This window comes from Streptomyces sp. NBC_01276 (genome assembly GCF_041435355.1).
Taxonomy (GTDB): Bacteria; Actinomycetota; Actinomycetes; order Streptomycetales; family Streptomycetaceae; genus Streptomyces.
The window spans coordinates 530,471-542,262 of record NZ_CP108443.1 but is presented as its reverse complement, the minus strand read 5'-3'; the positions used below and the strand labels follow the sequence as shown (position 1 = coordinate 542,262).

The window sequence follows — 11,792 nt, the reverse complement described above, 5'->3', positions numbered from 1 at the left end:
ACGGCCCCGTCGGCGGCTCGAAGAGGAGAGCGATCCTCCCGAGGAGGAATACGAGGACGACGAGGAGTAAGCGCCCGCGCGCCCGGCCCGGGGCGTCAGCACCGCAGGTCGTCGTCCTGCTCGGGCGCCGGGTCGTCGTCCTCGGTCCAGGTGTCGAAGGGCCCGGGCGCGGCTCCGAGCAGTGGTGCACCGCCCTTGAGCCGGTGCTCTGAGGGGATCACCGGCTGGCCTCTTCCTCGCGGTCGGCGGCGGTCAGCTGGGCGCGCTGGGCGACCAGGCGCTCGCGCAGGTCGATCTCCTCGGCGGTGAGCGGGTCGCCGGGTCGGCGGATGCGTACGGGCTTGGGCCGCAGCGGCAGGCCGTCGTCCACCGAAGCGAGTGCGGCGGCCTCCTCGGCGTCGGCGAGCGCCCGGTACACCGAGGCCACCGAAGGGTGCTCGCCGGCGTTCTTGCCGGTCTTGATGACCAGTTTCTTGGCGATCTCCGGGACCGGGGTGCCCTTGTCCTTGAGCGCGACGGCGAAGGTCAGCATGTCGTCGTCGATGACCTTCGGCCGGCCGCCGTGGTTGCCCTTGCGGGCGGCGGTCTGCTGGCCTTCCAGGGTCTTCTCCCGGATGTAGTTGCGGTCGAGCTGGGCGGCGACGGCCAGCACGGCGAAGAGCATCGAGCCCATGCCGTTGGGGTCGTAGACGCCGGTGAGCGGGCCGGTGAGGAGTTCGAGCAGGATGCCCGTGGACTCCAGGTCGGCGGAGAGCTGCATCAGCTCGGCGGCGTTGCGGGCCAGGCGCTTCATCTCGTGGACGGTGAGGATGACGACCTGGTCGGGGGCTGCCTCCTTGAACTCGGCGGCGAGCTTGAGGGCTGCCGCCATCTCGGGGCGGTGCTTGACGCGGGTGCTGATCTTCTCCCGGAAGATCTTCGTGCAGCCTGCCGCCTCCAGGGCCTCGATCTGGCTGGCCAGTTCCTGGCTGACCATGGACGTGCGGGCGTACCCGATCCGCACGGGCCGGCTCCCGGCGGCGGGTTCGGGGACGACGGCGAGCGCCGGGCCCGGCTTCCAGGTCCGGCCCGGGCCGCGGTCGGCGGGGACGAGGACTTCGAGGTCCTCGCGCAGTGCGGGTACGAGGATGAAACGTGGCGTGTGATATTTTGCCGCCACCTTCCCGCCGAGCGTCCGGCAGGGACTCCCCGCCGGGACTTCGCACTTCGGGCATTCGCGGCGTTCCACCGCAGATGCGGCCTGATCAGGCGTCAAATCCACGCCCGCAGTCTCTCAGAAGTGCCTCGCAGAACGCCGGGCTTTTGAGAGGCTTTCTGCGACAGCGAAACGGATCAAAACGGACACGGCTCGGGCCTCTCGCAGAACTCGCATATCTGATCATTTCTGCGAGTGACCGACCGTCACCGGCATCACGCATCGCTATATCAGGTGGTGCGATCATCATCCGATCCGCCCGCAAGCGTTTCGGTCGAAAAGGTTGGCGTGGACGTTCGACACTCGGCGCACAGCCGAAAAGGGATCGCCGGGGCCGTACGGCCCCGGCGGTCCGTTGCGTCCACCCCGTAGTCCTGCGCGAGCCGGAGCGCCGGCCGTCAGGCCGGCGCTCCGGCTCGGCACCTTGCCTCCGCGGAGCCGCGCTATCCGCCCTGCACGCAGTACAGCCGGTCGTTGAAGACAGCGAGTGCAGCGGTGCTGAGGTGCTGAGGTGCTGAGGTGCTGAGGGAATTTATCTACGGGGTACCATCTGCCGTTGTTGAGCACGGAGCAGCGCACGATGCCGTTGCCTCTACGGTCGCTCTTTGTGTACGTGACGTACAGCTTGCCGTTGAAGGCAGCCAGGGCAGGTTCGCTTAGTGGCTGGTCGCTGTCTTCGATGACGGGGTGGGAATTCCAATGCCCATAGGCGAATGAGCGGTGCTCCAGTGCCCGGTCGTTGGAGACGACCCAGTGCATCCTGTTCTCGAAACTGGCGAGAGCGGCGGAACGGCTGTCTGCGCGGCCGTAAGTGGTCACGTAGTACCAGGAGCGGCCGTCGAATGCTTTGAGGGAGGGGTAGCCTTGCCCGTCCTTGAAGGCGCAGTAGAGCTTGCCGTCGAAGGCGGCCAGGGCGGGCGGCAGGCCGTAACCGTTCGCGTTTCCGAGGAGGGTGAAGGGGGTCCAGGTGGCGCCGTCGAAAGAGGCGTATTGCATGCCCCCGCTAACGTTTACGGCGCAGTAGAGCTTGCCGTCAAAGGCGGCCAGGGCCGGGGCTGTGCCATAGACCGGGTAGGAAACTTTGGTGAAGTCGGTCCAGGTACTGCCGTCGGACGTGGCGTACTCCAAGTCGCTGTCCCGCCTGACCATGCAGTAGAGCTTGCCGTCGAAAGCGGCCAGCGCCGGCTTTGAACTGGCTTCCGCCTCAGGCAGGTATGCGAAATGATCCCATCCATAGCCGTCGGTGGAGTGCACCAGCAGGCTCGGATTCCACGGCCGGGGAGGAGTGTGATCGGGGTCGCTGCCGGTGTACCGGATGACGAGGTCGAAGTCGCCCATCCCACGGGAGGTGGCGTCGAACCTCCAGTGCACTTCCGGGAGGTCGTCCATCGCTTTGAGGTCTGCGCGGCCGAAGGCGAAGGCGCGGGAGAGCACCAGGTCGTCCTTGTTGCGCAAGGCCTCCCAGAATGTGGTGAAGAAGCTCAGGGCGCTGTGCAGGTGACCGTAGAGGTCCAGACCGGGGACCATGCCGGAGAAGTCAGCGGATGCCTGCAGTTGGTCGACGACTGTCTGCAGAGCTTTGCCCAGCTCGGTGTACCACTCGGCGTTGGACTGATCGGCTTCCCAACAGGTGATGACGACCGACCCGCACCCGTTGAAAGCGGTGCGGAAGAACGCCTTGTCGCCGGTCTGGTGGTCGCCGTGAATCCAGTAGGTGTTGCCCCTGGTGACCCCTCCGGCCTCGCCGGTGCGCGAGGTGGCCCCATAGCCCTGGGTGTTGGCGGAGGCCGTCCAGTAGATCTCGTCCCGGCCTCCTCCCTGATCGCCGGCCGGTTCGATGCAGATGAAGCGATCCCATTCGAGGACGGCGTAGAACGGCCTCGTGTTCTCCTGGGTGCCGACGGCGGCATCGCCATCGCTGGGGGCGGTGAAACCGGTGACGCCATAGCGGTGGCGGGCGAGCGCCGCGGTGAACTCGGGAGAGTCAACGTTCTCGCCGGCGGCGAGCTTGGCCCTGTCCACCACTGCCACGTTCGGCATCGCGGCGATCTGCGGCAGCAGCTCGGTCAACGCCGCCTTGTACTCCTCCAGGCTGAACCCCTGCGAAAGGCTCCGGGAGGTCACAGCCTGAGGCAGGACGGCCGCCAGCCCGTCCCCGCCACGCTCCTCGCGGTAGACACGCCCGACCGCGCCCACCTCTTCCTCGCTCAGCACCCCCTGCACCGGCGCCAGGATGGACAGCTCCAGCTCGGTCAGCTCCAGGCCCTGCTCCGCTCGTGCCGCCGCGTGAAGCCACACACCGGTCAGCAGGTTCACCGCCCCGCTCCCGCGCATCGCCTCCCCCTTGACCCCCTTGCCGTCCGCCCCGGACAGCAGCGCCCGCCACCGCTCCACCCTCAATGCCTGTGCGTCCACGGATTCCGTCGCCTCACTCATCGCGATCTCCTCGCCGCGCCCTCCGCCCGCACGGCCAGCGCGTACGCGGTGATCAAGACGCTAGACCACAACGTCCGACTACACACGGTTTGTCCGAACCTGGCGACGAATGATCATGGGTGGGCATCCCGCGCGATTCGCTGAACACCTCCAGCAGTACCTCGGGCCAGGTCCAGGGCGTCATCAACCACCCGCACTGTCAGGTAGACCGCGCTGGCCAGCAGCGTGGCCAGCACCGTTGCAGTGCTAGCGCAGCTCAACGATGCCCGGCTCTGCCGGTGCTGTCCCGTTCGGCCCTTCGGGCGCTTCCACGGCCAGAGCGAGAAGTCGGTACTACTCGTCGCCCGTCTCGGCGTCGTCGTCCACGGTGTTCGGGTCGCGCAGCGGCCGCAGCCCCTTCTCGGGCTGGGACGCGGCGAAGGCGTACCGGCCCAGCACGTTCAGGTGCTTGGTCTTGAGCGGGGACAGGCGGGCCATGTCCTCCTCGGCGATGGTGTGGCCGGCCCGCTGGAGCTCGGTGACCGCCGCGTCCAGGTAGCGGGTCGTCCAGAGCACTACCGCGTTCAACACGAGCCCGAGACTGGCCAACTGGTCCTCCTGGCCCTCCCGGTACGCCTGCTGGATATGCCCGCGCTTGCCGTGGCACAGGTCACGGGCCAGGGTGTGGCGGGACTCCTGGACGGTGAGCTGACGGTTCATCCGCCGGCGGTAGGTGTCGTCCACCGGGTCCACCAGGTCGAAGAGGTGGAAGGTCTTCTCGATGCGCCCGTACTCGGCGAAGCCCTGCCCGAGCGGGGTCGGGTGGCCCTCCCGGCCGAACATCCGGATCAGGTCGTAGGCGCGGACCTGGTTGGTGATCAGCGAGCCGGCCACCCGCAGCATGTCCGGCCACTGCTCGCGGATCCTCTTGAGGTTGACCTTGTTGCGGGCGATGGGCTCCAGCGGCCCGTAGTGGCTCACCTCCTCGGCCCCGGGTATCTCGGCGCGCCAGAACCGCTGGTCGGCCAGGTCGCGGAAGCGCGGCGCGAAGCGGAAGCCCAGCATCTTGTAGATTCCAAACGCCATGTCGGAGTACGAGGCGTTGTCGGTCGCCACCATCTCCGGCCGCACCCCGCCGTCCAGGGTCAGGAGCACGTCCAGGGTGTGCAGGCTGTCGCGCGGGGTGCCGGGCACCAGCATCGCGCCGATCCCCGAGACCTGGTCATTGACTGCGTTCAGCCAGGTCAGACCCCTCTTCTGCGCGAAGTACTTGGGTGAGGGCGCCGAGTTGATGCTGCGCTTGGGCACAACGAACCGCAGGCCGTCGACGGAGGCGAGCAGGCCCCCGCCCCACATCTGCGCGAGCGGCACCCGGGCCTGGGCCTCGATCAGCGCCGCGTTCGCCGCCGCGATCGTCTCCACCCGCAGGTAGTTCTGGTCGACGTGGGAGAGCCGGCTGCGGGTCAGCTCCGGGTAGGCCGGGTTGGTCACCGGGGTCAGCCCGATGTTGCACGCCTCCGACACCAGCAGCGCCACCAGGCTGACCGGCAGGCCCTCCATCCGGGTCGCGCTGGTCGACACATGGGTGAAGGCGTCCAGGAACCCGGTCCACGAGTTCACCTCGAACAGCAGGTCCGGCAGGTCAATGCGCGGCAGCATCGCCTCGGTGGTCTTGCGCAGCCACGCCAGCGACTCGCTCTCGCCCAGCGCGCCGAGCTTGTCCACGCTCAGCTTCGCGCGCCCGCCCTCCGGTGGCACCACGACCTCCACCTTCGCCGTCGGCCCCGCCTCCTCAAGCCGCGCGGCCATCTGCCGCCACGCCGCGTCCAGTGCGCGGGTCAGGCCCTGCAGGTGCTCCTCGATGGGCTGCTCAAGGCTCAGCCCGGCCAGCACGTCGTCTCGCACCGCCTCCCACCTCGGCCCGTCCAGCAGCCGGGCCCGCGGGTCCGACCAGCGGTTCGACGGCGAGGCGAAGATGTCGCGGCGGGTCAGCGCGCGGTGCAGCTGCTCCAGCACGCACACCACGTAGGCGTCGCGGTCCACCGCGCCCTCGGGCAGCGCGGTGTTGGAGTACACCGCCTTGCGCCAGGCCGGCGGCACCAGCTCGGCGTCGATCTCCTTGGGCAGCAGCGGACGCTGGGCGACCTTGCGCCGGGCCAGCACCGGCAGCCGGCGCACCGCCCTGAGCACCCGCCGCCCGCCCTGCGCGGCCGCCAGCGCGTCGCTCTCGCCCAGCAGGGCCAGGAACGGGCGCACCGTGTTGTAGCGGCCCGTCAGCTGCTGGCGCAACGCGATCTCCGCCGAGCCGTCGTCCTCGGGCACCAGCTGCTCGACCAGCCGCACCGCGTTGTTCACCGCAGCCCGGGAGGCCACCTCCTCCAGCGCCCGCCACAGCGCGGCCACGTCCAGGACGGCGCCGACCTCCTCGGTCAGCTCCAACTGGCGCACCAGCACCCGCGCGGCCTTGGCCACCGTCCGCGACGCCTTCTCCAGGTGCGGCAGCATCACCAGCCGTTCCCGGTCCGAGGCGCGCTTGGACGGGCCGATCAGCCGAGTCGCCATCAGCAGCGCGAACAGGTCCAGCGCGTCGTCGATCGCCGCGGCCTCCAGACTTCGCACCACCGTCGTCAGCAGCGCGGTGCGCTTGGGCTCCACGGTCCGCTCCAGCGTCTGGGCCTTGGAGGCGAGCCCGTAGCGGGCCAGCGTGGAGAGCCGGTTCACCGGCACCCGCGTCAGATTCACCCGCCCCAGCTGGAACGCCGAGATCTCGTTCACCCGGTCCAGCGCCCGCGCCATCGCGGTACCCGTCGTACGCGTCGGCGGCCGGCGAAGCCGCTCCAGCTCCGAGAACCGCGCCCCCTGCGGCACCTGAAGCAGCCGCACCAGCTCACCCGCCAGCGCCGGATCGGCCCTGCGCGCGGCCCGGGCCACCGTGGTGAACAGCCGCTTCTCCGCAACCGCCCGGACCTCCGACACCTGCCGGGTCACCGTGGACACCCCCGGCAGCAGCACCCGGTTGCGCCGCAGCCACCCCACCGCGTGGTTGAACAACGCCACTGGCCCCTCGGCGTGCGTCCAGGCCCGCCCGTGCAGGAACGTGCGGAACTTCCGGGCCCACGCCGGATCCTCGAACTCGTGGTACCCGTACGCGTCCCGGATCTCCCAGGCGTGCTCGTACGCCGTCTTCAACCGCTCGGTGTACTGCTTCACACACGAGGCGTCCTCGATGCCCAGCTGCTCGGCCAGGTAGTCAACCACCGCCCACGGCACGTTCAGCGGGTCCTCCACGAGGAAGAGCCCCACGTACCGGACCGTGCAGATCTGCAGAGCGAAGCCCAGCCGGTTGTGGTCACCCCGCCGTTTCGCGATCAGCAGACGGTCCTCGTCATCGAGGAAGAAGAACCGCTCCAGCTCAGGGCGGGTCGGAACCTCCTTGAAGGTGCCGTACGACGCGGCCTGTTCGTCAGTCAGGAACTCCATGGGCATGGCAACTGACCGTACGCGGGCAGCTACTGCCTGGCCCGAGAGTTACCGAACCGCGATCAAGAAAGCACTCGGCCGATCCCGCGTTGCCGCACGTCAGAGCAGCCGCCGGACCTTAGCGCCAATGGTCGCCCGGCTACTACTCAAGGGCGCGACCGTGCTGGCCTCGCTCGGACTGCCCGGCGAGGCGGGCGAGCACCTGGCGGCGCGGGCCGCGCTGCTGGACGGCACGTACCGCGAGGTCGCCTCCCGGCTGCCGGACAACGCGCAGATCGCCTTCGATGACGACGGCCGGCTGCACTTCGCTGCGCGGGAGCCGGAGCCCGAACCGGCCTCCCTGCTCGATCTGCGGGCGGCGGTGAACGCGATGCTGCCCCGCGTGGACCTGCCCGAGGTGCTGCTGGAGGTGTTCTCCTGGACCGGCGCCGACCAGGCCTTCACCTCGGTCACCGGCGGCGAGGCCCGCCTGAAGGACCTGCACGTCACGATCACCGCACTGCTGGTCGCGCACGGCTGCAACGTCGGCTACACCCCCGTGATCGGCGGGGTGGACGCGCTGAAGTACGGACGGCTGTCCCACGTCGACCAGACCTACCTGCGGCTCGCGACCTACCGGGCCGCGAACGCCACCCTCATCGAGGACCAGGCGTCCATCGGCCTCGCGAACGCGTGGGGCGGCGGGCTCGTGGCATCGGTCGACGGGATGAGGTTCGTCGTCCCGGTCCCCTCGGTGTACGCGCGGCCGAACCCGAAGTACTTCGGCCGCCGGGGCGGCGCCACCTGGCTCAACATGATCAACGACCAGGCCGCCGGGCTCGGCGGGAAGGTCGTGGCCGGCACCCCGCGCGACTCCCTGTACGTGCTGGACGTCCTCTACGACCGCGACGGCGGACGGCGCCCGGAGATGATCGTCACCGACACCGCGAGCTACTCCGACATCGTCTTCGGCCTGCTCACCCTCGCCGGGTTCGCCTACGCCCCGCAGCTCGCCGACCTGCCCGATCAGGAGATGTGGCGCATCGACCGCACGGCCGACTACGGCGCCTTCCAGGATGCGGCCCGCGGCCGGGTCGACCTCGCCCGCATCGAGCGGCACTGGGAGGACATCCTGCGGATCATCGGCTCCATCCACACCGGAGCCGTCCGCGCCTACGACGTGATCCGGATGCTCTCCCGCGACGGGCGCCCGACCCCGCTCGGCGACGCGATCGCGCACTACGGGCGGATCGCCAAGACCCTGCACATCCTGCGTCTGGCCGACGAGCCCGGCTACCGAAGGCAGATCAAGGTGCAGGCCAACCTCCAGGAAGGCCGGCACGCGCTCGCCCGGAAGATCTTCCACGGCCGCTCAGGGCAGCTCTACCAGCGCTACCAGGACGGCATGGAAGACCAGATCGGCGCGCTCGGTCTGGTGCTGAACGCGTTGGTGCTGTTCAACACCCGGTACATGGACGCCGCAGTCACCAAGCTCCGCGCCGACGGCCACGATGTCCGCGACGAGGACGTCGCACGCCTCTCCCCGTTCGTCCGCCACCACGTCAACATGCTCGGCCGGTACTCCTTCCAGCTCCCGGAGCTGCCCGGTGGCCTGCGGCCACTGCGCGACCCTGACGCTGCCGAGGTGGGCTCAGAGCCAGCCCTCTGAGACGTGCGTCGCAGCGGCAGTTCGTCCCTGGAACGGGCCTTACCCTGCGTCCTGCGGGGCCGGCCGTCAGTTCGGGATGGGCCAGGTCTTGAGGAGTTTGCGGGCGGCTCCGCTGTTGCCGAGCTGGTAGACGGCGACGGCGGCCGGGTGGACGTCGAAGGCGTCGAACGGCTCGGACTCGATGGCCTTGAGGTCGTCGAAGGTGGCGAAGCCGACGGTGACGTGGGCGGTGTACTTTTCCGGCCCGATCTGGTGGGGGACGTATCCGTCGACCCAGTCGCGGGTGCTCTGGCTGATGTCCTCGCCCGGGTCGGTGACGAAGGCAGCGGCCGTGCCGCCGGACTCGGCGAAGGGGGCGACGGCGGCGAGGAGGGCGGCCTGGAAGTCGTACACCTGGGGGCTGGGCTCGATGAGGATGACCGCGAGCCCCTGACCCGAAACCCCGAAGTCGGCGTGCTTGATCGCCACGGCCCGGTAGGAGAGTGCGCTCGTGTCGGTCGCGGCCAGGGTGTCGCCGATGGCGTCATAGACGGCCTCCAGCTCCCCGGTGCGCACGTAGCGCTGGAGGGTGGTGATGTGCGGCTGGTGGGAGGCGTCCAGGGCGAACCCGTCCGGGACGCTTTCGCGCATCCGGGCGTTCCAGGCGCGGGCGCGCTGAAGGGTGTTGTCGTCCGGGTTGACGAGCACGTCGATGGCGGTCAGGTCACTCAACGGTTCCTCCTGGTCAGAACACGGTGGTCCAGTCGTTCTTCATGCTCACGACCGTCCACCCGAGCTCAGCGGCCTTCGCGAGCGAGGTCTCGGCGCCGTTCGTGTAGGAGAACTCGCGCTGCTCGTCGTCGTGGTTGACGAGGAGCGCGAAGTGGGCGCTCTGCAGCATCTCGATGTCCACATCGGCGTTGCCGCCCGCCAGGACGGGCAGCCGGCCGGTGTGGGCGAAGATGTGCTCGGGCTTGCCCCGGCCGAGGTCCAGACTTCCGAGGAGCTCGCGGGAGCGGACGAGCCGGCCGTCGGCGTAGGTGCAGGCGGCCGCCGAACCGATCACATTCTCCTTGGGGATCCCCCAGGTCTCCTCCGCGAAGACGCGCATGAAGTCGCGGCCGCCGCCGGAGCACACGAACACCCGGAACCCATGGGCGTGCAGGAGGTCGAACAGCTCCAGCATCGGGCGGTAGACCAGCTCGACGTACGGGACACCGAGCTTGGGCTGCTTGACCGTCCTCATCCACTCGCGCACCTGCGCGTCGAACTCCGCCGGCGTGGTACCGGCCCATGAACGGGCGAACGCCTCCAGCAGGGTCGACACCACCTGCGGCTCTTGGACGGTCAGGCCCTCGAAGAACTTCTGGTCCCGCTCGGCGAGCGCCTTGTATGGCTGCTGCTCGGCGAGCTGCGGGTCGGCCTTCACTTCCTTCTCCCACGTGCGGAACACGAAGTCGAACTGCGGGGGAAGCGGCTGCTCGACCCAGAGCGTGCCATCGTTGTCGAACGTGGCGATCCGATCGGCCACCTCGACGAACTCCGGCCCCGGCGTCGTGGCCGCGCGGACGAAGTCCAAGATCGCTTGCTTGGCTGAGCCGTCCTCCCAGCTCGCCAGCACCTTCTCGGTCACGGGCACTCCTCGGCTCGGCCCTGGCCCCCGCCAGCAGACACGGCAGACAGCCAGTGAATTTGCCCGGCCTCCGGGGGTATGCCGATCAGCCGTCGGCCCCACGATTCTGCCGGACGACTACGCGGGCGGCCGTCACCGACGCACGTCGCCTGGGGCGAGCAGACTGGTCACCTCAGCGATGGCTTCCGGCGAGGGCTTGAAGTAGCGGCGGACGTTTTCCGGCTTCTTGTGACGGGACTTCGCCATCAGCATCAGCAGCGACGCTCCCTGCTCGCCGAGGTGGGTCAGGGAGGAGTGGCGGTATTCGTGCAGGTCCCAGCCCGTACCCGGCCCGCGTACGGCCGTGTGTTCGTCGAGCAAGGCGCGGGCCTGCCCGTACGACAGTCGGGCGAACCCGGTGTCCGGGCAGACGTCGCGCGGGCTGATGACCTTGCCGGGGCCGGGCTTGCGGTGGGTGACGAACACCGGCCCGCGGGTGCGGCCCTTCAACAACCGGGGCAAGAGCCGGGCGGTGCCGGCGTCCCAGTACACGGTCTCCAGCACGTAGTCCTCGCGGACCTGGCCGCGACGCCGGGCCTTGGTTCGGGCTCCCTTCGCCTTGACCGGGCAGCGGCGCCCGGCGAAGTCCAGGTCCTCGATGTTCACGCCGAGGATCTCCTCCGCCCGTCCGGAGGTCTCGTAGAGCATCCGCCACAGGGTCTTCTCCCGCAGGTGGACCTCACGCCGGGCGATCAGCCGGGCGATCGCCATCTTTGAGCGGGCCGGGGTCTCGGAGTCCGGCACCGCCAGCCGCTTCGCCCAGGCCGGCACCGTCGGGCCCTCGTAGCCGCGCTCGCGGCACCAGCCGAGCCAGGACAGCACTCCGGCCCGGCGGGAGTTCCGGGTGTTGACCGCCGCGGTGCCCCAGAGCAGTTCGAGGGTCTCGCCGATCTCGTCGTCCGCGACCGCAGCCAGCGGCCGGCCCTCGCCGATCCGCTCGGCGGTCTTACCGACCCCGATCCCGTAGTTCCGGACTGTGTTCGGGTTGCCGAGCGAGTCGAGGAACACGTCGGCCGCCGCCCGGACGGTCAACGCCTTCCCGGTCGGCAGCTGCACGACGACGGACACCGCTTCCCCTTTGCCACAGATAACAGGGCCCGTTCACGTTGCGGCCAAAGGACATCACCGCAGGTGACGCATCAAGCTACCGCAGATATTGGGGTGTTATCTGCGGGACGACTTCAGACCGGTCCTAACACCGCCGACCCGCTGGCCGCCCACCAGGGAGGACGAGGGCTTAGCGCCGGATTCCGTTCCGATGTTCCTCGACCCCCTGGTAGGTCCCGGCGACCGCGCCGGAGCGTGAGCGGCAGGGTGAGCCTGGCGCTGCGTTACAGCGTGGGCAGGTGTGGCGCTCGACGTCGTCCGCTTCGGACGTGAGTGCGGCCTGAGGGTCTGTCATG

At 69.4% G+C, this 11,792-nt stretch carries 7 protein-coding genes and 1 pseudogene; 1 reads left to right on the top strand and 7 read right to left on the bottom strand.

What is annotated here, in order from left to right:
• Positions 1–95 precede the first annotated feature (95 nt).
• The 4 genes from OG295_RS39875 to OG295_RS39860 all read right to left on the bottom strand — a co-directional run bounded on the left by OG295_RS39875 (position 96) and on the right by OG295_RS39860 (position 7,096).
• Positions 96–221 carry a hypothetical protein gene (locus tag OG295_RS39875; protein ID WP_331738876.1) on the bottom strand — a complete coding sequence of 42 codons (126 nt, stop codon included), beginning with the start codon at positions 219–221 and terminating at the stop codon, positions 96–98.
• Entirely contained in the window at positions 218–1,159 is a 942-nt protein-coding gene (locus OG295_RS39870; RefSeq protein WP_371681524.1) for a recombinase family protein, read from the bottom strand. Before OG295_RS39870 ends, OG295_RS39875 begins: the two co-directional genes overlap by 4 nt.
• Before the next feature lie 282 nt (positions 1,160–1,441).
• A complete protein-coding gene (locus OG295_RS39865) occupies positions 1,442–3,631 on the bottom strand; it encodes a hypothetical protein (RefSeq protein WP_331738872.1) in 2,190 nt (729 codons plus the stop codon).
• Positions 3,632–3,964: 333 nt separating this feature from the next.
• On the bottom strand, positions 3,965–7,096 hold the full coding sequence (locus OG295_RS39860; protein ID WP_331738870.1) for a Tn3 family transposase: 3,132 nt from the start codon (positions 7,094–7,096) through the stop codon (positions 3,965–3,967).
• Between the two features lie 151 nt (positions 7,097–7,247).
• Between OG295_RS39860 and OG295_RS39855 the strand changes: the two are divergent.
• Positions 7,248–8,738 (top strand): annotated as a pseudogene (locus OG295_RS39855) (Tn3 family transposase); the annotation flags it as partial.
• Between the two features lie 66 nt (positions 8,739–8,804).
• Here the strand turns inward: OG295_RS39855 and OG295_RS39850 are convergent.
• From OG295_RS39850 to OG295_RS39840, 3 genes are all read right to left on the bottom strand, one after another.
• Entirely contained in the window at positions 8,805–9,449 is a 645-nt protein-coding gene (locus OG295_RS39850) for a hypothetical protein (protein WP_331738868.1), read from the bottom strand.
• Positions 9,450–9,462: 13 nt separating this feature from the next.
• Entirely contained in the window at positions 9,463–10,350 is an 888-nt protein-coding gene (locus OG295_RS39845) for an HAD family hydrolase (RefSeq protein WP_331738866.1), read from the bottom strand.
• A 132-nt stretch (positions 10,351–10,482) separates the two neighbouring features.
• Positions 10,483–11,457: a site-specific integrase gene (locus tag OG295_RS39840; RefSeq protein ID WP_331738864.1), complete on the bottom strand. Its 975-nt coding sequence runs from the start codon at positions 11,455–11,457 to the stop codon at positions 10,483–10,485.
• Between the last annotated feature and the right edge of the window lie 335 nt (positions 11,458–11,792).

Coding starts and splice junctions, on each gene's coding strand:
- OG295_RS39865 (WP_331738872.1), bottom strand. CDS start 3,631: ATGAGTGAGGCGACGGAATCCGTGGACGCACAGGCATTGAGGGTGGAG.
- OG295_RS39860 (WP_331738870.1), bottom strand. CDS start 7,096: ATGCCCATGGAGTTCCTGACTGACGAACAGGCCGCGTCGTACGGCACC.